At 69.5% G+C, this 20,895-nt stretch carries 18 protein-coding genes; 16 read left to right on the top strand and 2 right to left on the bottom strand.

Annotation, left to right across the window (positions count from 1 at the left end; genetic code table 11):
• The first annotated feature begins 77 nt into the window (after positions 1 to 77).
• From rimP to ACFYTS_RS06675, 9 genes are all read left to right on the top strand, one after another.
• Positions 78 to 695: a ribosome maturation factor RimP gene (rimP, locus tag ACFYTS_RS06635; protein WP_387301817.1), complete on the top strand. Its 618-nt coding sequence runs from the start codon at positions 78 to 80 to the stop codon at positions 693 to 695.
• A complete protein-coding gene (nusA, locus tag ACFYTS_RS06640; RefSeq protein WP_357281304.1) occupies positions 692 to 1,741 on the top strand; it encodes a transcription termination factor NusA in 1,050 nt (349 codons plus the stop codon). The genes rimP and nusA overlap by 4 nt, the downstream gene beginning before the upstream one ends.
• A 230-nt stretch (positions 1,742 to 1,971) precedes the next feature.
• Positions 1,972 to 2,265 (top strand): YlxR family protein, encoded by a 294-nt coding sequence (locus tag ACFYTS_RS06645; protein ID WP_357281637.1) that lies wholly within the window; start codon positions 1,972 to 1,974, stop codon positions 2,263 to 2,265.
• A gap of 107 nt (positions 2,266 to 2,372) precedes the next feature.
• On the top strand, positions 2,373 to 5,471 hold the full coding sequence (infB, locus tag ACFYTS_RS06650; RefSeq protein ID WP_387301819.1) for a translation initiation factor IF-2: 3,099 nt from the start codon (positions 2,373 to 2,375) through the stop codon (positions 5,469 to 5,471).
• A 113-nt stretch (positions 5,472 to 5,584) separates the two neighbouring features.
• Positions 5,585 to 5,875, top strand: coding sequence for a DUF503 domain-containing protein (locus ACFYTS_RS06655; protein WP_357281636.1), 291 nt, complete (start codon positions 5,585 to 5,587; stop codon positions 5,873 to 5,875).
• Between the two features lie 19 nt (positions 5,876 to 5,894).
• Positions 5,895 to 6,347, top strand: coding sequence for a 30S ribosome-binding factor RbfA (gene rbfA, locus ACFYTS_RS06660; protein ID WP_357281298.1), 453 nt, complete (start codon positions 5,895 to 5,897; stop codon positions 6,345 to 6,347).
• A gap of 6 nt (positions 6,348 to 6,353) precedes the next feature.
• Complete coding sequence (locus tag ACFYTS_RS06665; protein ID WP_387301821.1) at positions 6,354 to 7,343, top strand: bifunctional oligoribonuclease/PAP phosphatase NrnA; 990 nt, start codon at positions 6,354 to 6,356, stop codon at positions 7,341 to 7,343.
• A 284-nt stretch (positions 7,344 to 7,627) separates the two neighbouring features.
• A complete protein-coding gene (locus ACFYTS_RS06670; protein WP_387301823.1) occupies positions 7,628 to 8,236 on the top strand; it encodes a nitroreductase family deazaflavin-dependent oxidoreductase in 609 nt (202 codons plus the stop codon).
• Positions 8,237 to 8,948: 712 nt separating this feature from the next.
• Complete coding sequence (locus ACFYTS_RS06675; protein WP_387301825.1) at positions 8,949 to 10,457, top strand: MATE family efflux transporter; 1,509 nt, start codon at positions 8,949 to 8,951, stop codon at positions 10,455 to 10,457.
• 18 nt (positions 10,458 to 10,475) lie between these two features.
• Here ACFYTS_RS06675 and ACFYTS_RS06680 read toward each other — a convergent pair whose 3' ends face one another.
• Both ACFYTS_RS06680 and ACFYTS_RS06685 read right to left on the bottom strand, forming a co-directional pair.
• The gene (locus ACFYTS_RS06680; protein ID WP_387301827.1) at positions 10,476 to 11,621 is read right to left on the bottom strand and encodes a Rieske 2Fe-2S domain-containing protein; all 1,146 of its coding nucleotides are present in this window, start codon (positions 11,619 to 11,621) and stop codon (positions 10,476 to 10,478) included.
• A 71-nt stretch (positions 11,622 to 11,692) separates the two neighbouring features.
• Entirely contained in the window at positions 11,693 to 12,211 is a 519-nt protein-coding gene (locus tag ACFYTS_RS06685) for a nucleotide exchange factor GrpE (protein ID WP_357281285.1), read from the bottom strand.
• A gap of 49 nt (positions 12,212 to 12,260) precedes the next feature.
• Here ACFYTS_RS06685 and ACFYTS_RS06690 point away from each other — a divergent pair, with 49 nt between their 5' ends.
• The 7 genes from ACFYTS_RS06690 to ACFYTS_RS06720 all read left to right on the top strand — a co-directional run bounded on the left by ACFYTS_RS06690 (position 12,261) and on the right by ACFYTS_RS06720 (position 20,864).
• Positions 12,261 to 13,943 carry an Hsp70 family protein gene (locus tag ACFYTS_RS06690; protein WP_387301830.1) on the top strand — a complete coding sequence of 561 codons (1,683 nt, stop codon included), beginning with the start codon at positions 12,261 to 12,263 and terminating at the stop codon, positions 13,941 to 13,943.
• A gap of 27 nt (positions 13,944 to 13,970) precedes the next feature.
• Positions 13,971 to 16,352 carry an Ig-like domain repeat protein gene (locus tag ACFYTS_RS06695; protein ID WP_387301832.1) on the top strand — a complete coding sequence of 794 codons (2,382 nt, stop codon included), beginning with the start codon at positions 13,971 to 13,973 and terminating at the stop codon, positions 16,350 to 16,352.
• Between the two features lie 99 nt (positions 16,353 to 16,451).
• Positions 16,452 to 17,393, top strand: a complete 942-nt coding sequence (locus ACFYTS_RS06700; RefSeq protein WP_387302095.1) for a metallophosphoesterase family protein — start codon at positions 16,452 to 16,454, stop codon at positions 17,391 to 17,393.
• Positions 17,394 to 17,544: 151 nt separating this feature from the next.
• Complete coding sequence (gene npt / locus ACFYTS_RS06705) at positions 17,545 to 18,219, top strand: 4'-phosphopantetheinyl transferase Npt (protein WP_387302097.1); 675 nt, start codon at positions 17,545 to 17,547, stop codon at positions 18,217 to 18,219.
• Positions 18,219 to 19,352: a tRNA pseudouridine(55) synthase TruB gene (gene truB / locus ACFYTS_RS06710; RefSeq protein WP_387301834.1), complete on the top strand. Its 1,134-nt coding sequence runs from the start codon at positions 18,219 to 18,221 to the stop codon at positions 19,350 to 19,352. Before npt ends, truB begins: the two co-directional genes overlap by 1 nt.
• A 100-nt stretch (positions 19,353 to 19,452) precedes the next feature.
• On the top strand, positions 19,453 to 19,848 hold the full coding sequence (locus tag ACFYTS_RS06715; protein ID WP_357281272.1) for an ester cyclase: 396 nt from the start codon (positions 19,453 to 19,455) through the stop codon (positions 19,846 to 19,848).
• A 98-nt stretch (positions 19,849 to 19,946) separates the two neighbouring features.
• A complete protein-coding gene (locus ACFYTS_RS06720; protein ID WP_357281269.1) occupies positions 19,947 to 20,864 on the top strand; it encodes a LysR family transcriptional regulator in 918 nt (305 codons plus the stop codon).
• The last annotated feature ends 31 nt before the right edge of the window (positions 20,865 to 20,895 follow it).

A 20,895-nucleotide genomic window follows, 5' to 3' on the forward strand; every position in this document is an offset into this window, starting at 1 on the left:
TACGCTAGACCTTCGGCCCGGTATTTCGCCGAAACAGACAACTCAACCCGTGACAACTGAACCAGGAGCCGCCCCATATGCCGATGCCGACCGAGGAAAGGGTGAGCCAGCTAGTTGCTGAGCTCGTCGAACGCCGAGGATTCGACCTCGAAGGCGTCGCGATCTCGGCTGCCGGTCCAGCGAGCAAGGTCAAGGTGACCGTCGACAGCGACGGATCCCCGGACCTGGACGCGGTCGCGGAACTGAGCTCGGAGATCTCGCAGACCCTCGACGACGCCGGTGACTTCGGCGAGACCCCGTATCTGCTGGAGATCACCACCCCCGGCATCGACCGGCCCCTCACCACCCCGCGGCACTGGCAGCGCGCGCAGGGGCGCAAGGTCAAGATCACCCTGGCTCCCGGCGCCGAATCGCCGGAGGAGAAGGGTAAATCCACGTTCGAGGCCAGGGTCGGCGTCCTCTCCGGCGCCGACATCGCCCTGGTCCTCGGCGGCAAGCGGAAGCCACACCGGGTGACGGTGCCGCTCGCCGACATCCGATCGGCCGTCGTGCAGGTGGAGTTCAATCCGCCCGGCGTGGCCGAGTTGGAGCTCGCGGGGGGAGTATCGCCGGGCCGTCCTCAACCGGGCGCCCGGGAGGACAACGAAACCGAAACAACAGAATCCGATTCACTGACCGAAGGGATCGTGGAATGAACATCGAAATCGAAGCCCTGCGCGCGATTGTCGCCGACAAGGGGATCTCGATGGAGACGGTGATCTCCGCGATCGAGTCCGCGCTGCTCACCGCCTATCGGCATACCGAGGGCCACCAGCCCAACGCCCGCATCGACATCAACCAGAAGACCGGTGTCGTGCGCGTGATGGCCCGCGAGATCGACGCCGACGGCAACGTCATCTCCGAATGGGACGACACCCCCGAGGGCTTCGGCCGCATCGCCGCCACCACCGCCCGCCAGGTGGTGTTGCAGCGGCTGCGCGACGCCGAGAACGAGAAATCCTTCGGTGAGTTCTCCACCCACGAGGGCGACATCGTCGGCGGCGTGGTGCAGCGCGACGCGCGCATGAACGCCCGCGGCACCGTCGTGGTCCGCATCGGCTCGGAGGCCCACGGGGCCGAGGGCGTCATCCCGCCCGCGGAGCAGGTGCCGGGCGAGACCTACGAGCACGGCGACCGCATCAAGTGCTACGTGGTCGGCGTCTCCCGCGGTCCGCGCGGCCCCCAGATCACCCTCTCGCGCACCCACCCGAACCTGGTGCGTCGCCTGTTCGCCCTCGAGGTCCCCGAGATCGCCGACGGCTCGGTCGAGATCGTGGCCGTGGCCCGCGAGGCCGGGCACCGCTCCAAGATCGCGGTCCGCTCGACCGTCCCTGGCGTCAACGCCAAGGGCGCGTGCATCGGCCCGATGGGTCAGCGTGTGCGCAATGTCATGAGCGAGCTGGCGGGCGAGAAGATCGACATCATCGACTACGCCGAGGACCCGGCCGCCTTCGTCGGGAATGCGCTGTCCCCGTCCAAGGTTGTGTCGGTGACGATCGTGGACCCCGACGCCCGCGCCGCGCGCGTGGTGGTCCCGGACTTCCAGCTCTCCCTCGCCATCGGCAAGGAGGGCCAGAACGCCCGCCTGGCGGCCCGGCTCACCGGCTGGCGGATCGACATCCGCTCGGACGCGGCGGCCGACCCGCAGGGCGGCGCGCGTCCCGCGGCGGCGACCGGCGGCTCCGACACGCACCGGAACTGAGGGTCGTGCGGCCGGGATCGAGGCGCCACGGTAGCTCGGTCGCGGCCGCACGGCACCGCGCTGATCTTGCTCGATGAGTCCGGCCCGGTCGGAAATGGATTTGTGAAACAGACCCCTGGGATGACAGCTTGGTAACTTCCAAGGGGTACGGATGCGGAGATCGGGACGTGAGAGCGGTAGAGTGGACGCAGGCTCAGCGCGAGTCTTCGACTTCTCCGCGCGCCGAGCGGGTGCCGGCAAGATCAGCACCCGTCCGGACCTGCATCGGATGTCGCAGACGCGAGCTGGCTGCCGATCTGATGCGGGTCGTGGCGCAAGGGTCTGCCGAGAGTGGGCAAACCCTTGTGGTCGTTCCGGATCCGCGGCGCAGACTTCCCGGAAGGGGTGCTTGGTTGCACCCCTCTTCGGTTTGTCTGAGTCAAGCAGTTCGGCGCCGAGCAATCGGCAGAGCACTACGAGTGTCCGGACATCTGGATATCTCAGCCCTGGAGCATTACGTAGAGAACAGGCACGAGCACTCATGAGCACACCGTGAAGTCCCAGAAATGATCGGCCTTCGAAATTAGTCGAGGTCGTGCGGACGCCCCGTTGTAAGCGGGCTGTCACGCTCGGCCTCTGAGTGAGGAGAGCAGTGGCAGGCAAGGCCCGCGTGCACGAGTTGGCAAAAGAACTCGGTGTCACGAGCAAAGAACTACTCGCGCGGCTCAAGGAGCAGGGCGAGTTCGTGAAGTCGGCGAGCTCGACGGTGGAAGCACCTGTCGCGCGCCGGCTGCGGGAGTCGCTCGCACCCAAGAGCGCCCCCTCCGGTGCCGCCAAGCCGGCGGCGCCCAAGCCCAGTGGTGACAGCACCCCGCGTCCGGCCGCCAAGCCGGCCACCCCGGGTGCCGGTCCCCGTCCCGGCCCGCGTCCGACCCCGGCGGCTCCGGCCCCCGCGGCTCCGGCTCCGGCCCCCGCCGCACCGGTGGCTCCGGCCGCCCGTGCCGAATCGCCCGCGACCCCGGCCGCTCCCGCAGCGCGTCCGGCTCCGGGCCGGCCCGGAGAGGCGCCGGCCGTGAAGCCCGCGGCTCGCGAAAACGCTGCTCCGGCAGCCGCTTCCGCGTCTCCGGCGCCGTCCGCTCCGGCTCCGCAGGCCCCGCGTACCGACGCTCCGCGTCCGGGCGCTCCGGCCCCGCGTCCGGCGCAGCAGGGCGGCGCCCCCGCCCCGCAGTCCGGTCCGCGTCCGGGTGGCCCGAAGCCGGGTCCGAAGCCGCCGCGTGTCGGTAACAACCCCTTCTCTTCCGCGCCCGAGCGTCCCGCGCCGCGACCGGCCCCTCGTCCGGGCCAGCAGCAGGGTGGTCCGCGTCCGGGTCAGGGCCAGGGTGGCCCGCGTCCGGGTCAGCCGCAGGGTGGTCCGCGTCCGGGTCCGGGTCAGGGCGGTCCCCGTCCGGGTCCCGGCCAGGGCGGTCCGCGCCCCGGTCCCGGTCAGGGCGGTCCCCGTCCGGCTGCTGCCGGTCAGGGCGGTCCCCGTCCCGGCGGTCCGCGTCCCAGCCCCGGTTCGATGCCCCCGCGGCCGAACCCGGGTGCCATGCCCGCTCGCGCTCAGCGTCCGGCCGGTCCGGGTGGCGCAGGCCGTCCGGCGCGTCCGGGTGGTCCGGGTGCCGGCGGCGGCCGTCCCGGTGGCGGTGGCGGCGGTTACCGCGGTGGCGGCGCTCCCGGTGCGGGTGGCGCTGGTGCCGGTGCCGGTGCCGGTGGTGGCACGGGTGCTCCCGGTGGTTTCCGGGGTCGTCCCGGTGGTGGCGGCGGTGGCCGTCCGGGTTCCGGTGGCGGTCGCGGCGGTGCCGCGGGTGCGTTCGGACGTCCGGGTGGAGCTCCGCGTCGCGGCCGTAAGTCGAAGCGGGCGAAGCGCGCCGAGTACGAGAACCAGCAGGCGCCCATCGCCGGTGGCGTGCGGCTGCCGCGCGGCAACGGTGAGATCGTGCGTCTCGCCCGTGGCGCGTCGCTGTCGGACTTCGCCGAGAAGATCGGCGCCAACCCGGCCTCGCTGGTCCAGGCGCTGTTCAACCTCGGTGAGATGGTGACCGCGACCCAGTCGGTGAACGAGGAGACCCTCGAGCTGCTGGGTTCGGAGATGAACTACGTCGTGCACGTGGTCTCCCCGGAGGACGAGGACCGCGAGCTGCTCGCCAACTTCGACCTCACCTACGGCGAGGACGACGGCGACGAGGATGACCTGCAGGTCCGCCCGCCGGTCGTGACCGTCATGGGTCACGTCGACCACGGTAAGACCCGACTGCTGGACACCATCCGTAAGGCCAACGTCCGTGAGGGCGAGGCCGGCGGTATCACCCAGCACATCGGCGCCTACCAGGTCGAGGCCGAGGTCAACGGCGAAGAGCGCACCATCACCTTCATCGATACCCCCGGTCACGAGGCGTTCACCGCCATGCGTGCCCGTGGTGCGAAGGCCACCGACATCGCGATCCTCGTGGTCGCGGCCGACGACGGCGTCATGCCGCAGACGGTGGAGGCCATCAACCACGCGCAGGCCGCGGACGTGCCGATCGTGGTGGCGGTCAACAAGATCGACAAGGAAGGCGCGAACCCGCAGAAGATTCGCCAGCAGCTGACCGAATACGGTCTGGTCGCCGAGGAATACGGTGGCGAGACCATGTTCGTGGACATCTCGGCGAAGCAGGGCACCAACATCGAGTCGCTGCTCGAGGCCGTGGTCCTGACCGCGGACGCCGCCCTGGATCTGCGCGCCAACCCGAACATGGACGCGCAGGGTGTGGCCATCGAAGCCCACCTCGACCGCGGCCGTGGCCCGGTGGCGACCGTGCTCATCCAGCGCGGCACCCTGCGGGTCGGCGACTCGATCGTGGCGGGCGACGCCTACGGTCGCGTGCGCCGCATGGTCGACGAGCACGGCGACGACGTCGAGGCGGCCCTGCCGTCGCGGCCCGTCCAGGTCATCGGTTTCACCTCGGTGCCGGGCGCGGGTGACAACCTGCTCGTGGTCGAGGAAGACCGCATCGCGCGTCAGATCGCCGATCGCCGCAACGCTCGCAAGCGCAACGCCCTGGCCGCGCGCAGCCGCAAGCGGATCTCCCTGGAAGATCTGGATGCCGCTCTGAAGGAGACCTCGGAGCTGAACCTGATCCTCAAGGGCGACAACTCCGGTACCGTCGAGGCCCTCGAAGAGGCGCTGCTCGGTATCGATGTCGGCGACGAGGTGCGTCTGCGCGTCATCGACCGCGGTGTCGGTGGCGTCACCGAGACCAACGTCAACCTGGCGTCGGCGTCGAACGCGATCATCATCGGGTTCAACGTCCGTGCCGAGGGCAAGGCGACCGAGCTGGCGAACCGCGAAGGCGTGGATATCCGCTACTACTCGGTCATCTACCAGGCGATCGACGAGATCGAGAAGGCCCTCAAGGGTCTGCTCAAGCCGATCTACGAGGAGCACGAGCTGGGCCGGGCGGAGATCCGCCAGATCTTCCGCTCCTCCAAGTTCGGCAACATCGCGGGTTGCTGGGTGCTCTCGGGTTCGGTCAAGCGCAACGCCAAGGCGCGCCTGATCCGCGACAACGTCGTGGTCGCCGAGACCACCATCCAGTCGCTGCGCCGTGAGAAGGATGACGTGACCGAGGTCCGCGAAGGCTACGAATGTGGTCTGACCGTCGGGTACAACGACATCAAGGAAGGCGACATCGTCGAGGCCTACGAGCTGCGGGAGAAGCCGCGCGACTAGGCGAAGCAGTACACGCGATCCCGCCGGGCCCCAGGGTCCGGCGGGGTTGTGCCCCTTACCTTTCCGGGTAACTGTGCGCGCATTCCCCGGGGCGCGTTCATATGACTGAAAAGATGTTCTTCGGAGCGCTCGAGTTCGATATCTTGCTCGGTGATGTGCATTCACTGAAAGAGAAGCGCTCTGTCATCCGCCCCATCCTCGCGGACCTGAAACGGTTCGATGTGAGTGTCACCGAGGGCGGAGATCATGACCGTTATCGACGGTCATTGCTCGGTGTGGCAATGGTCAGCTACGGCATGAATCACCTGATCGAGGTGCTGGACAAGTGTGAACGGCACGTCGCCAATCGTCCGGAGTTAGAGTTGCTGTCGGTACGCCGCCGCATCTTCGGACCCGAAGACTGAAGAAGTGAGGAGCGCTCTCATGGCTGACCAAGCCCGAGCACGCCGACTCGCGAAGCGCATCTCGTCCATCGTCGCCACGGCGATCGAGTACGAGATCAAGGATCCGCGACTGCGGTTCGTCACCGTCACCGATTCCAAGGTGACGGGGGATCTACGCGAGGCGACCATTTTCTACACCGTCATGGGTGAAACCATCGACGCCGAACCCGATTACGCGGAAGCCGCCGCCGGTCTGAAGGCCGCCGCCGGCATTCTGCGGTCCAAGGTGGGTGCGGGCACCGGTGTGAAGTTCACACCCACCCTCGCGTTCAAGCTCGACACCGTGCCCGACGCGGCGCGCGAGATGGAAGAGCTGCTGGCCAAGGCCCGCGCCAGCGACGCCCGGGTCGCGCAGGTCGCCGTCGGCGCGACCTACGCCGGTGACGAGGACCCGTACAAGAGCGAAGAGGACGAAGAAGACGACGAAGCCTGACCACCGGTGACCCCCGTCGACGTCACCCCGGCGGTCGAGATTCTCGACGCCGCGAAGTCGGTGACCATCCTGTGCCATATCCAGCCCGATGCCGATACCGTCGGCAGCGGGCTGGCGTTGGCGCAGGTCCTGCGTCGGCGCGGGGTCCCGGTCGTCGTCTGCTTCGCCGAACCGGATCGGTTGCCGGTGTCCATGCGGTCGCTGCCCGGCACCGACCTGCTGGTCGGGCCCGATCAGGTCCCCGTCGAGACGGATGTTCTGGTCACGGTGGACTGCGGCAGCGCGGATCGTCTCGGTGTGCTGTGGGACCGATTGGCCGGTGCCGCAACAACTCTGGTGATCGATCATCACCGCTCCAACACCCGCTTCGGCGCCGTGAACATCGTCGACGAGGCCGCCGAGTCGACCGCGGGTGTCATCGCCCGCATCCTGGACGCCTGGTCCGAGCCGCTGGACGCGAATATCGCGCACTGCCTCTACGCCGGACTGGTCACCGACACCGGCTCGTTCAAATGGGTGCGGCCGGGCTCGCACGCCCTGGCCGAACGGCTGCTGGCCACCGGCATCGACGGCGCGGCCATCACTCGCACCCTCATGGACACCCATCCTTTCGCGTGGCTGCCGATGCTGTCGCGGGTGCTGGGGTCGGCGCGGTTGTTGCCCGACGTGGCCGGGGGAGCGGGCCTGGTCTACGCGGTGGTCCGCCGCGAGGACTCCGAGGCGGTTCGGTCCGAGGAGGTGGAGAGCGTCATCGACCTCATTCGCACCGCGGCCGAGGCGCAGGTCGCGGCCGTGTTCAAGGAATCGCGGACCGAGCCGGACCGGTGGACGGTGTCGCTGCGCTCGCATGCCAATGCCGACGGCACTCCCGGCGTCGATGTGGCGCGGGTGGCGGTGTCGCTGGGTGGCGGCGGGCATCGCTATGCCGCCGGGTACAGCGCGACCGGATCGCACGACGACATTGTCGAGACGCTGAAAATCCGTTTGAGTGACTGAGGCCGTCGTCCGGTCGGGTCGTGAATCGTCGCGCCGGGCGGTCGTTCCGATTTCGATGGCCTCGGTGCCGCCGATCTCATCTTATTTCCGGCTCGCCACACGCGATTAAGCCTGTGTGATTACAGTGGATGCGACAACCATCCTCCGCCGACGGCTTGCCGGGGGAACAGTCCGGGGCTTCCGCGCGAATACGCTTGATGACAAGGACGTTTCAGCATTCTCGAAGTGGGCGAAGGCATGCGCGGCCGCGTTCGCGGAACTCCCGATACCGGTGAGGAATTCCCATGGCGTCCACAGTTCTGCCCCGCGTCGCCCGCCGTCTCGGCACCCAGCGCTGGGTCATGCACGCATCCGGCACGATTCTCGCGTCCGACCGCGCGGTCCGGCGAATCACGCGGGGCCGCAACGGCGTCCTCGACATCGCGGGCCTGCCCTCCCTCGAACTGACCGTGATCGGCCGCAAGACCGGTGTCCCGCGCATCACCTCACTGCTCTACGTCCCCAATGGCGACAGCATCCTGCTCATCGGATCCAACTGGGGCAGCCCCGAACACCCGTCCTGGTCGGCGAACCTGCGTGCCGCGACCGTCGCCACCGTCCACGTCGGCGGCCAGCGTTTCCCGGTCACCGTCACCCAGATCACCGGCGTGGAACGAAAACGCGCTTGGGACACCGCCGTCGAATTCTGGCCCGGCTACGAAATGGAGCATGAGCTCTCCGGCGGCCGCACCTTCCGCGTCTTCGAACTCCGCCCCGTCACCGCGACCCCGCAACGCATGGCCGCCATCCGCGACGCCACATCGCCCCGCCCTCGATCCCCGTACACCCGCCCGGCGCTCGCGGCCGCCGCTGTCACCGTCGCGGCATTGTGGTGGGCCTCCCGCCGCGAATGAAACCGCCTGCCTCCGGCCCTGTTCCGGGGGAGCGGCCGCGGTCATCGCGAGGCGAGTCCCGCTTCCGGACGGTAGGTCGAGGCTGACGCCGGGCAGCACGCAAGTCGCGATCGTGCGCGATATCTTCACGGTGCCAGCAGATTCGGGTAGTTGCAGACCTGGACCTCGATCAGGTGGCGGACCAAGATGTGGATGCCGGGGCGGGCATCCACATCGGTGGCTACGTCAGTCGGCCACCGCGAACGTCACGTTCGAGCCCTCCGGGCGGCGCTGGGATGGCTGTCATCGATCGTCTGCGACCGGCCCGCATGCGCAAATGCGGACATGCGCATCTAACTTTGCTTTCCGGCGCGCCGGACGATCGCCGTGCGAGCCTGATCCAAGAGCCAGCCCCGAGCTGGGCCCGAGCGCGCGGGGGATCGAGTCCGCCAGCGCCTGGTGAGGGCGTGCGTCGTCGAGAGCGGTCGGCCTGCTCGCCGGAGCCGCCGGCAACCCGCGCCGACGCCGGGTCGCTCGCCTCGGGGTACCCGTCGCCGATCAAGGCCGCGGCTTCCATTGCGAGCCGTAGCAACCTCGTCGGCGTGCGCCGTGCAGCGCCGACAGCTCGGGAGTGGACCGGCAGTCGACGGGTGCCCGTAGCCGCACCATATATTTGCCCGCTCACGGCCCTCGGCGGGCGGTTCGGCCCGCGCCCGTATGGGAGGGTGGGCGGATGAGCGGTGCGGAGATCGTGGCGGACGGCGGGGAGGACCCGGGATCCCCGGCAGGGGCCGGAACCGGCCGAGCTGCGGCGAACTCGGCCGGGGGTGAGCGGGCGGCCGGCGATGATCCGCGGCTCCCCGGCGGAGCAGAGCAGGCGGCCAGGAGCGAGCGGGTGGCGGCGCGGGGTGCGGAGGCGGCGGCCGCGGGGCCGCGGCGGATTCTCGGGATCGCGGTGCCGACCCTCGGTGTGCTGGTCGCCGAGCCGATCTATCTGCTGTTCGACATGGCCGTGGTGGGGCGGCTCGGGGCTTTGGCGCTGGCGGGGCTGGCGGTCGGGGGTTTGATTCTGGCGCAGGTCAGTTCGCAGCTGACGTTCCTGAGTTATGGGACGACGGCGCGCGCGGCGCGGCGGCACGGGGCCGGTGATGAGCCCGGGGCGGTCGTCGAGGGCGTGCAGGCCAGTTGGATCGCCGTGGCGGCGGGGTTGGCGATCGTGCTGGTGGTGCAGGTGTTCGCGGGACCGATCACGCGGGCCATCGCCGGTGGATCCGATATCGCCGATGCGGCGGAGTCGTGGGTGCGGATCGCCTTGTTCGGGGTGCCGTTGATCCTGTTGTCGATGGCGGGGAACGGGTGGATGCGCGGGGTGCAGCAGACTCGGCGGCCGCTGATGTATGTGGTTGCGGGGCTGATGGTTTCGGGGGTGTTGTGCCCGACGCTGGTGCACGGTCTGCTGGGCGCGCCGCGGCTGGGGCTGGAGGGGTCGGCGGTCGCGAATCTGGCCGGGCAGGCGGTGTCCGGCGCGTTGTTCGTGCGCGCGTTGTGGCAGGCGCATGTGCCGATCGCGCCGCACCTGGAGATCATGAAGGCGCAGCTGGTGCTGGGCCGCGACCTGATCGTGCGCAGTCTCGCCTTCCAGGCGTCGTTCGTGTCGGCGGCGGCGGTGGCTTCACGGTTCGGCGCCGCGTCGGTGGCGGCGCATCAGCTGGTGTTGCAGCTGTGGAACTTCATCGCACTGACGCTGGATTCGCTGGCCATCGCGGCGCAGACGCTGGTCGGTGCGGCGCTCGGGGCCGGAAACGCGCGTGGGGCACAGGGTTTGGCCCGGCGGGTCACGGCCTGGTCGACCGTGTTCGCGACGGTGCTGGCGATGTTCTTCGCCGCGGGGTACTCGCTGATTCCGCGCCTGTTCACCGATGACCCCGCGGTGCTGGACCGCACCAATGTGGTCTGGTGGTTCTTCGTCGCGATCATCCCGATCGGCGGTGTGGTGTTCGCCCTCGACGGCGTCCTGCTCGGCGCGGGTGACGCCGCCTTCCTGCGCAACGCCACCCTCGGTTCGGCGCTGCTCGGATTCCTTCCGATGATCTGGCTGTCGCTCGAATTCGACTGGGGCATCGGCGGAATCTGGACCGGTCTGGTCGCCTTCCTGGTCCTGCGCCTGATCACGGTGTCGTGGCGGGCGTTGTCGGGCCGCTGGGCCCGCGTCGGTGCGGAGGTGCCGGGACGGATGTCGTGATCCGTCCCGGTGGAGTCGCTAGTCGCCGGCGCCGTTCGCCCGGGCGGCCGCTTGCTTCTCGAGGTTCTGCGCCACCTCGGCCTGCCAGTTCTCGTTGGCGTGGGTGGTGTCGACCTCGTATTCGAACCGGGCCGTCATTTCCGGCGTGATATCGGCGACATCGACGTAGAACTGCTCGTACCAGCGGCGATGCTGGTAGACGGGTCCGTCTTCCTGGGTGAGCAGCGGATTGTCGATGCGGGTCTTGTGTTTCCAGATCTCGACGTCCTGGAGGAAGCCGACGCCGAAGCTCTTGCCGAAGGACTTGGCGAGTTTCTCGGACTTCTCCGGCGGCAGGCCCTCGATGCGCTGCACGCTCACGCCCCACTGCAGCATGAAGGAGTTGTGGGTGACGGGGTAGTGGCAGTTGATGAGCGCCACCTCGACGGTGTTGTCACCGAAGTCGTTGTGCAGGTAGTTGATCATGTACGACGGCCCGAAATAAGAGGCCTCCGAACGCAGCAACGACATTTCCTGCGAGTAGTTGGACTTGGCGTGAATGTCCTGACGGCCCTTGGAGTGCAGGAACTGGGTCGCCACATGCCCTTCGAACACATTTTTGAAGTACACGGGGTACGCGAAGTGAATATAGAAGAAGTGCGCCATGTCGACGTTGTTGTCGATGATCTCGCGGCAGTGCGAGCCCTCGATGAGGACCGAATTCCAGTCCCAGTCGCTCCACCGGTCGGTTTCGATGCCCTCGATGTGCGGAATCGCGACCTCGGGCGGCGGGGGATTGCCCTCGGGGTCGTTCCAGACGAAGAACTGCCCGTTCTCCTCGCAGGTGATCCAGGACCTGGTGCGCGCCAACGGCGGAACGCGCCGCGCATAGGGGATGGCGGCGCATTTGCCGTCGCCGCGCCACCGCCAATCGTGGAAGGGGCAGGCGATATTGTCGTCCTTGACGCTGCCGTAGGCGAGGTCCGCGCCCATATGCCGGCAGTAGCCGTCGAGCGCGTGCAATTCGCCCTTGCTGTCGGACCAGATCACCAGTTTGGTGCCGAAGGCGTTGACCGAATGTGGCTGTCCGTCCCGGAAGCTCTCGGCGAGCCCGAGACAATGCCACCCCCGGGCGAACCGCGTCATCGGTTCGCCGACATCGATGCTGCGATAGTGCTGACTCATCTGCGTCCTCCGCGATCGATCAGTCCATGCACCCGCAGCCTACTAGAACACGTGTCAGTTTTGGTCCGGAATCAGGCTCCTCGATACCGCCGCACAACGACTTTCGCGGGCCGGATGGAGCGATCCCCTATGGTCAGGCCCGGCTGGATGACCGACTCCACGGTCTTGTCGGCCTCCGGATCGTCGGTGCCCGCGACCTCGGCGGCCTCCATGGTCTCCGGATCGAACGCCGTGCCCCGGAACGGCGTCACCAGCTCGCCGCCGCGCTCGGCCAGCATGCGCTCGACCCGGCGATTGATGGCCTCGAAGCCCTGACGGTCCGGTTCCGAATTCGAGGTGGAGACGAAGGTTTGCGCCAGCCCGTGCAGGGCGAACAGATCACGGAGCAGGGGCGCGTCGGCCTCGGCGCGCTCGTCGCGGATCTTCAGTTTGGCGGCGTCGGCTAGTCGCTCGATGGTGGCGGCCTGCCGGGCGATGACCCGGGCGAGGTCGTCGATGCGTTCGGTGATGCGGTCGAGAGTCGGGGCGGACTCCTCCGCGGTCGGTGCGGGCGCCTGGGGAATCGTGGCCGCCGGGGCTGGATCGGTCATGCACGAACGATAGACCCCGCTGTCGTCGACGACTGCTACCATCGCCGCCATGGGGGTCTATGGAATCGATCTGGGCACAACGAATTCGGCAATTGCGGCAATTGACGCAGATGGCCGGCCGCAGGTGCTGGTCGGATTGAAGGGGGAACCGACCGTTCCCTCCGTTGTGCTGTTCGCCTCCGCGACCGACCATGTGGTCGGCGAGGGGGCGCGCCGGCAGGCCCGGCTCGACCCCGACAATGTGTGCACCCTGGTGAAACGCCGCATGGGCGACGCCGAATGGCGGTTCGGCGCGCACGGGCAGCTGTGGTCCGCGCCTGCGGTGTCGGCGCTCATCCTGAAAAGCCTTGCCGCCGATGCCGAGTTCTCCGGTGGCGAACCGGTGCGGCGCGCGGTCATCACGGTGCCCGCCTACTTCGGTGACGAGGAGCGCCGCGCCACCATCCAGGCGGGAACCTACGCCGGATTCGATGTGGCGGGCGTGCTCTCGGAGCCGATCGCGGCCGCGCTGTCCTACGGTTTCGGGCGCCTGGACGGCGGCATCGAACTCGGCAAGGAACCCGCGCGCGAGACGGTGCTGGTCTACGACCTCGGCGGCGGCACCTTCGACGCCACCGTCATCGAACTGGCCGACCGCCGCATCTCGGTGCTCGCCGTGGAGGGCGACCATCAGCTCGGCGGCGCGGACTGGGACGAACGACTGGCGCTGTATCTCTCGCAGCAGTTCTGTACGGCCAACCCGGATGCCGAAGACCCCCTGGATGATTCGGTCGGCTCCCAGCTGCTGGTGCTTGCCGCCGAACAGGCCAAACAGGAGCTCACCGCCGCCGAGGACACCGAGGTGGTGATCGCGCACGACGGCGCGCGGGCGGTGATCCCGCTGACCCGCTCCGATCTGGAATCGCTGACCGCCTCGCTCATGCGGCGCACCCTGGACCTGACCAAGGCCGTGCTGGCCGCCGCCGAGAAGCGCGGAGTGCGGCAGGTGGACCGGCTGCTGCTGGTCGGCGGCTCCTCGCGCATGCCGATGGTGGCCGAGCAGCTGCAGAAGGAATTCGGGCTCACCGGCGAGCTCCGCGACCCCGACCTGTTGGTGGCGCGCGGCGCCGCGCTGTACGGCGAGAAGCTGGAGATGGAGCGGCTGGTGGCCGCGGACCTGGTGACCCGCGGGCGGCTCCGCGACGGCGCCCCGCTCGGTGACGCCGATCCCGGCGACCTGGAGGGCTCGCTGGTGCGGGTGGCCGCGTCCTTCGGCCAGCCGGTGACCCTGGTGCGCCGCATGATCGAGATCCAGGTGGATACCGTGGTGTCGCGCGGGTTCGGGGTGCTGGCGCTGGATCCGTTCAACGGGCTGGCGGCGAGCTGGCTGGTGCATCGCAATCAGACGTTGCCGATCAAGGTGCGGCGCTCCTACGGCACGGTGCGCGCGAACCAGGAGCAGATCGAGCTGACCATCGTCGAGCAGCAGGGACAGGCGGCCTCGACCCGGCCCGAGGACACGAAGGTGCTGGTGGAGGGCAGGATTCGCGATATTCCGCCGGGATATCCGGAGGGTAGTGAAGTCCGGGTGACCTTCGAGATGGGATTCGACGGTGTGCTGCACGTGACGGCCTACCATGTGGACGCCGATCTGCCGCTGACCTTGTCGGTGCAGACCGGGGCCACCTTGTCGCAGGCGGATGTGGAGCGCGAGCTGGATCAGCTGCAGCGCACCCGCCGCCGCAATTCCTGACCGGTATACGCTGTCCGACGAAAAGCCATGCACGCCTTCGATCCCAATGACTATCGCAAACGCGTCCTCGCCGCCGTCGAACGCCGCGGCGGCCTCGCGGAGTCGGATGCCTTCGAGCTGTACGACATTCCGCTCGCCGACGCGCCCCGGCTGAGCGACGCCGACGTCGCCGCGCGGGTCGAGCAGGTGTGGGCGCTGTGGCAGAAGCTGCGCGACCACCCCAAGTTCCGGGTGCTGGCCGGGCTGCTGGTCGAGGCGCATCAGGAACTGTCCGAGCCGCTGCTGCACACCGGTTCCCGGCTGCTCGAGGCCGACCGGGTCAAGCAGCTGCGCGACCGTCGCGACGCCGAACGCTACGAGATGCTCGATGCCGCCATCGAGCGACTGATCCAGCGGCACAACGGCATTCCCGCGGGGAAGATCGCGGGCCTCGAGGACATCGGCCGCCTGGGCGGCCTGACGGTCGCCGAGGTCGCCGCCCGGGTGCGCCGCCACCGCATCATCGACGAGGCCCCGGCCGCGCCGCCGCCCCCGGCCGCGCCCGCGCTGAGTACCGAGCGCCGCCGCCAGATCCGGTCGCTGCTGGCCGAATACGAGCGGCTCATCGCCGGTGACCCGGTGCCCACCCTGCTGTCGCTGCTCGACATGGACTTCTCGGCCGCGCACCGCAGCAACGAGATCCGCCTGCGCGCCGAGGCCCTGCGCGCCCGTACCCGCGAACTCCCGCCCGGCCGCCTGCGTGTGGTCCTCGACGAGCTCCTCATCCACATCGGCGATCTCCTCGAGCCCGGCGGCCCGCTGGTCGACGCCTACCTGCTGACCATCACCGAATCGGTCACCGACCAGCTGCGCCCCCAGGTCCGCGCGGCCGTACTCGTCGAAGACCTCCTGGTGGCACCGGATTTCGACTACCTGCTCGGCGTGGCCATCGCCGGCGGTCTCGACCGCGCCAACGCCGAACGCGTCCTGATCGCCCTCGCCGATGAACTCGGCACGACTGTCGAGGGCCACGAACACCGGGCCGCCCGGCACCGGCCGACCGGCTCGACGCACACGGGCTCCGCCACACCATCGTCGAACCACACGACCGGCGCGGCACGAACCCCGGCGGACGGTGCTGGTGCCGCGCGAACCGGTGGTCGCGCCGCCGGAACTCCGGCCGGTACCGGAACCGCTGGTGGCGCGGCCGGAACCGGTGGCGGACAGCGGTCTTCGGAAGGCGCGGCGCCACCGCAGGGCGGGGCGGATGCGCCCGGTGCGCCCGAGCCGGAGCAGTGGCAGCGGACGCCCTATGACGGCACGACCCAGTCGGGGCGGCCGTGGGAGGCCGCGTTGCGGGCGGCGCGGGCATCACTGCGGGCCGGAAAGCCCAAGGAGGCGGCGGCTTTCATCGCCGACGCCCGGCGGCTGGTCGGCGATGACGCGGCGGCGGCGCGCTCGGTGCGCGCGGTGGGGGAGGACGTCGAGCGAGTGCTCGCCGAGGCGGTCGTGCACTGGCGCGCCGCCGTGTCCTGCTGTGCGGGGCGGCGATTCGTGGAGGCTCTGGCCGAGCACCTGGACTTCCTGGATCGACGAGCCGCCGATGTCGCGAATCCGGACCCGCGTGGGGCGAGCCGGGAACTGCTGATCGGGCGTGCGCGGGCCGCCGTGATCGAGGCGGGCCGCTTGTTCGAGGCCCTCCCCGCCGATCCCGGCCTGCGCATGCAGGCGGTGCGCGAAGTCCTCGAGGTCTGTGCCGACCACGCCGAGGCCCGAGCGGCCCTGGCCGAACTCCGTGTCGCCGCGCCCGAGCACGTCACCGTCAGCCGGAAACCGGACGGCACGGTGGTGATCACCTGGACCCCGTCCAGCACCGACCAGGCCGAGTACCGAATCACCCGACTGCTCGCGGACGGTTCCTGGCGCGTGGTCGGCCGCACCCGCGGCGTGGCGATGGAGGACGGCGGCGCACCCGCCGGACCGGTGCCGGTGTACGGCGTGGTCGCCTCGATCTCGGGCCGCGCCTCGGACATGACCCGCTCGGACCGGACTGCCGCCGGCACCGGACCCTCGGCGTCCGACGGCCGGCCAGGCGGTCCCGCGGCTCCCGAACCCGAGCCCAGCGGCCTGCCGACGGTGCGCGGCCTCGCCGAGCGCAATGGCCTGCTCGTCTTCCAATGGCCGACCGGCATCACCGAGGTCATGGTGGTGGCCCGTGCCGACGCCCCGCCGATCGACCCCGATGACCCTCGGGCGCAGCGCTGGAAGGTCACCAATATGCGCTACGAGATCGAGGGCGGCGTCCGCATCCCCGCCGAGATCCCGCGCCCCTGCCATGTGGCGGTGGCGTCGTGTCGCCGCGAGCCGTCCGGAACCCTCACCGTTGCGGCCGGATTCGGCGCCGCGGCTCGCCTTCGCTGGGTGCGGTGACGCCGGTTTCTCCCTCGCATGGGAATCTGGTGGAGGCCGGGATGGTTGCTGCCAGGACGGTCGTGAACAGGAAGGCGGAACCGGGTGATTCCGAAGTTGATGGCGGTGAGCGACATCCATGTCGGTCATCAGGGCAACAAGCCGGTGGTGGAGGCGATCCACGCGGATTCCCCCGAGGACTGGCTGATCCTGGCCGGTGACGTCGGCGAGAAGACCGATGACATCCGCTGGGCCCTGCAGACGCTGCGCGGCCGCTTCGCCAAGGTCATCTGGGTGCCCGGCAATCACGAATTGTGGACCACCGCAAAGGATCCCGTGCAGATGCACGGCGCGGCCCGCTACGACTACCTGGTGTCGCTGTGCCGCGATCTGGACGTCGTCACGCCGGAGGACCCGTTCCCGGTGTGGGAGGGCGCGGGCGCGGAGGAGTTCGGCGGCGCGGTCACCCTGGCCCCGCTGTTCATGCTCTACGACTACTCGTGGCTGCCGGAGGGCGCGAAGACCAAGGCCGAGGGGCTGGCCATCGCCCGTGACCGCAATGTGGTGGCGACCGACGAGTTCCTGCTGTCGGCCGAGCCGTACCTGACTCGCGACGCCTGGTGTCACGCCCGCGTCCAGTACACCCAGCGCCGCCTCGACGCGCTGCCCGCCGACACTCCGCTGGTCCTGATCAACCACTTCCCGTTGCTGCGCAAGCCGGTCGACATGATGTGGTACCCGGAGTTCTCCCTGTGGTGCGGCACCGACCTGACCGCGGACTGGCACACCAGCTACAACGTGGTCTGCGCCGTCTACGGCCACCTCCACATTCCGCGCACCACCTGGTACGACGGCGTCCGCTTCGAGGAGGTGTCGCTCGGCTACCCGCGGGAGTGGCAGCGCCGCGGCCTGCCGGACAAGCTGCTGCGCCAGATCCTGCCGGTCCCCGACTACGGCGACACCCTCAACGAGTGGGGCGGCCACTTCAAGATCACCCCGGAGATGCAGGCGGCCGCCGTGAAGATGAAGGAGCAGGCCGAACGCCGTCGCGGCCTGGTCTGATCCGTCGCGGCAAGGCCGGGCCGGGCCGCGCACGTCCGCGCGAAGCGGTCCGTGACCGGCCTGCCCGGTAGGCTCGATTCGGCAGTTGGTGGAAGCGAGCAGGAGGCGGGTCATCGAGGAGCGGGCAGTCGCGGCGACGGAGTCGGCGCGCATACTCGGCAGAATTCTCCCGAGCGGGGTCGCGGCGGCCGAGCTGACGGCCTACCCGGAGGATCTGAAACCGCATCCCGGCGAGGAGCATCTGATCGCCCGCGCGGTCGAGAAGCGCCGCCGTGATTTCATCGGCGCCCGCTACTGCGCCCGGCAGGCCCTGACCCAGCTGGGGGAGCCCTCGGTCGCCATCGGCAAGGGCGGCACCGGCGAACCGGTGTTCCCGCGCGGCATCGTCGGCAGCCTCACCCATTGCGACGGTTATCGCGCCGCGGCCCTGGGCCACAAGCTCCGCTTCCGCTCGATCGGCATCGACGCCGAACCGCACGGTCAACTCCCGGACGGAGTCCTGGAGTCGGTCAGCCTCGAGCCCGAACGCGCGTGGCTCTCCGCGGTGCTCCCCGGCACCGGCCTGCACCTGGACCGGCTCCTGTTCTGCGCCAAGGAGGCCACCTACAAAGCGTGGTTCCCCCTCACCGGCCTGTGGCTCGGGTTCGAGGACGCCCACATCACCTTCACCGTGGACGAGGAGTCCGCGGACTGCGGCGCGGGTACCTTCCACAGCGACCTCCTGATCCCCGGCCCCGTCACCGACGGCGGTACTCCGCTGACGTCCTTCGACGGCCGTTGGGTCGTCAGCGACGGGCTCATCCTCACCGCGATCGTGACGGCCTGATGGGCGAGGAATCGATCGCGGGAGACGCCGCGGCACCGACGGAATCCGGGTCGGCGGCAGCGGCATCCGGCGTGGCAGGTGGCGAGGTCTCCTCGGGGGCGGCGAAAACCGACATGGCCGCCCCAGCAGCCGGCTCGGCGGACACCGAGCGCGGCGCCGGGCGCGGCGGTGCGAAGCGTCGCGGCCAGGCCGGTCCCAAGCGGGAGAAGCTGCCGCCCCTGGTGGACGCCTTCGGCGGCCTGCTGATCGTCGACAAGGAGGGCGGCTGGACCAGCCACGACGTGGTCGCCAAGAGCCGAAGGCTGTTGCGCACCAAGAAGGTCGGCCACGCGGGCACCCTCGACCCGATGGCCACCGGCGTGCTGGTGCTGGGCGTGGAGCGTGCCACCAAGCTGCTCGGTCAGCTCATCCTGACCACGAAGTCGTACACGGCCACCATCCGCCTGGGACAGGCCACCATCACCGACGACGCCGAGGGCGAGGTCACCGCCACCACGTCGGCCGGGCACCTCACCGACGCCGAGATCGCCGCGCGTGTAGCCGAATTGACCGGCGACATCCAGCAGGTCCCCGCCACCGTCAGCGCCATCAAGGTCAACGGTGAGCGCGCCTACGCCCGCGCCCGCGCCGGGGAGGACGTGGAACTGGCGGCCCGCCCCGTCACCGTCAGCCGCTTCGACATCCTGGCCCGCCGCGACATCGACACCGGCGACACCCATTTCGTCGACCTCGATGTCGCCGTGGACTGCTCCTCGGGCACCTACATTCGCGCCCTGGCCCGCGATCTCGGCGAAAAGCTCGGCGTCGGAGGCCATCTCACGGCCCTGCGTCGCACCGCGGTCGGCCCCTTCACGCTCGATCATGCTCGCAGCCTGGCCCAGGTCGAGGCCGCCGCCGAGGCGGGTGAACCGGTCCTGAACCTGGACATCGACACCGCGGTCCGCACCGCCTTCCCGGTTCGCGACATCACCGACGCCCAGGCGAACGACCTCCGCAACGGCCGCTGGCTCGAACCGGTCGGTATCCCAGGCGTTTACGCGGCCCTGGACCCCGCCGGCCACGCCATCGCCCTCCTTCAGGAGTCCGGCAAACGCGCCTCGTCCGTGATGGTCGTCCGACCGGCCAACCTCTGACACTGCCCAACCTCTGACCTGTTGCCGCCCAATCGCTTACCCGCGTGAGCGATCGGGCGGCACCATGGAATGGTCGTCCGGCCGTGCAGAGGAGGCGAACATGCCCACCGACCTCTCCCTCGATTCCATGAAACAGTTCGTGGCGGACCATTTCGAGGAATTCGTCAACCGGCGCAATGCCGCCGTCATCCACCGCAACATGACCCCCGATTTCCTCGATCACGACGGCCCCGGTGGGAAACCGACCGACCTGATCGGCGACGAGAAGATGATGCTCGGCATGTACGAGGCGTTGCCAGGTCTGCATGTCACCGTGGTGGAGATGCTGGCCGAGGGGGACAAGGTCATGTGCCGCAATATCTGGCGCTGGACCGACCGGAAGACCGGTCAACCCATGACCTTTCAGGGCTTCGTGCTCTGGCGCTTCCAAGGTCGCCGCATCGCCGAGCGGTGGGCCACCGTCACCCAGCCCGCGCCGCATCCGGGCTGGGCGTAGTCGGCGGGCTGTCCAGTCCGCCCCCACGCCGGTCGCGATATCGCGAACCCGTGCCCCTGCGCGGTCCCGTGAGCGGTGTGGACGCCTACAGTTCAATGGTGGAATTGCGGCAGTTGCGGTACTTCGTGGCGGTGGCCGAGGAGCTGCATTTTCGGCGGGCGGCCGAGCGCTTGTTCATCTCGACGCCGACATTGAGCCAGCAGATCCGGGCCATCGAGCGGGAGGTGGGCGGCCCGCTGCTGATCCGTGGGAATCACGGGGTGGAGTTGACCGCGGCGGGGGAGGTGTTGCTGAAGACGGCGCGAAATGTGCTGGAGGCGGCCGAGATCGCGGTGCGGGAGACGCGGGCGGTGGCACAGCCGGGCAACGCGGTATTCCGGCTCGGCATCGTGAACGGCGCGCCGCCCTGGCTGCCCGGCCGGATCGAGGCGCTGGTGAAAGCTCGCCAGCCCGGCGTCCGGGTCGCCCTGACCACCGGCACCAGCGGCGATCAGGCGCGGCTGCTCGATCGAAACGAGGTGGATCTCGCGGTTCTGCGGCTGCCGGTCCGCCTGGCCGACCATCTCACCTGCACGCCCGTCGCCGACGAGGAGCTCGGCATCGTCATGTCCCGGGAAAACCCGCTCGCCGCGGCGGTTTCGGTGGAACCGGCGTGCATCGGGGAGCAGGAGCTCATCATGTTCGCGCGTGACGCCGCCCCGGAAGTCCACGATTCGGTGCTGGCCCAGCTGCGTGAGCGGGGCGCGTCGGTGGTGTTGAGCGACAGCGCCATGAGTCACGCCCAGATGCTGCAATTGCTGCCCCTGCGGCCGCAGTCGATCGGGGTCGGCTCATCCCGCACGGCCTCGGTCCCCGGCCTGGTGTGGCGTCCCCTCCACCCGCGCCCCTTGGTCATCACCTACGCCGCCGCCTGGCGCACCGCCACCCGGAGCCCCCTGCTGCACACCATGGCGGACGCCCTCTCCGGCGGCCTCCGCCTCACCTCGGCGCGCTCGGAGGGCTGCGCGCCGGACTGAGTCCGGCCGATCTCGATACCGCGCCGGCCGC

Source organism: Nocardia sp. NPDC004151 (genome assembly GCF_042874235.1).
Taxonomy (GTDB): Bacteria; Actinomycetota; Actinomycetes; order Mycobacteriales; family Mycobacteriaceae; genus Nocardia.

Bases quoted from the DNA above. Each gene is read 5' to 3' on its own strand.
- rimP (WP_387301817.1), top strand. From the start codon at position 78: ATGCCGATGCCGACCGAGGAAAGGGTGAGCCAGCTAGTTGCTGAGCTC.
- nusA (WP_357281304.1), top strand. From the start codon at position 692: ATGAACATCGAAATCGAAGCCCTGCGCGCGATTGTCGCCGACAAGGGG.
- ACFYTS_RS06655 (WP_357281636.1), top strand. From the start codon at position 5,585: ATGTTCTTCGGAGCGCTCGAGTTCGATATCTTGCTCGGTGATGTGCAT.
- rbfA (WP_357281298.1), top strand. From the start codon at position 5,895: ATGGCTGACCAAGCCCGAGCACGCCGACTCGCGAAGCGCATCTCGTCC.
- ACFYTS_RS06670 (WP_387301823.1), top strand. From the start codon at position 7,628: ATGGCGTCCACAGTTCTGCCCCGCGTCGCCCGCCGTCTCGGCACCCAG.
- ACFYTS_RS06675 (WP_387301825.1), top strand. From the start codon at position 8,949: ATGAGCGGTGCGGAGATCGTGGCGGACGGCGGGGAGGACCCGGGATCC.
- ACFYTS_RS06680 (WP_387301827.1), bottom strand. From the start codon at position 11,621: ATGAGTCAGCACTATCGCAGCATCGATGTCGGCGAACCGATGACGCGG.
- ACFYTS_RS06685 (WP_357281285.1), bottom strand. From the start codon at position 12,211: ATGACCGATCCAGCCCCGGCGGCCACGATTCCCCAGGCGCCCGCACCG.
- ACFYTS_RS06690 (WP_387301830.1), top strand. From the start codon at position 12,261: ATGGGGGTCTATGGAATCGATCTGGGCACAACGAATTCGGCAATTGCG.
- ACFYTS_RS06695 (WP_387301832.1), top strand. From the start codon at position 13,971: ATGCACGCCTTCGATCCCAATGACTATCGCAAACGCGTCCTCGCCGCC.
- ACFYTS_RS06700 (WP_387302095.1), top strand. From the start codon at position 16,452: ATGGCGGTGAGCGACATCCATGTCGGTCATCAGGGCAACAAGCCGGTG.
- truB (WP_387301834.1), top strand. From the start codon at position 18,219: ATGGGCGAGGAATCGATCGCGGGAGACGCCGCGGCACCGACGGAATCC.
- ACFYTS_RS06715 (WP_357281272.1), top strand. From the start codon at position 19,453: ATGCCCACCGACCTCTCCCTCGATTCCATGAAACAGTTCGTGGCGGAC.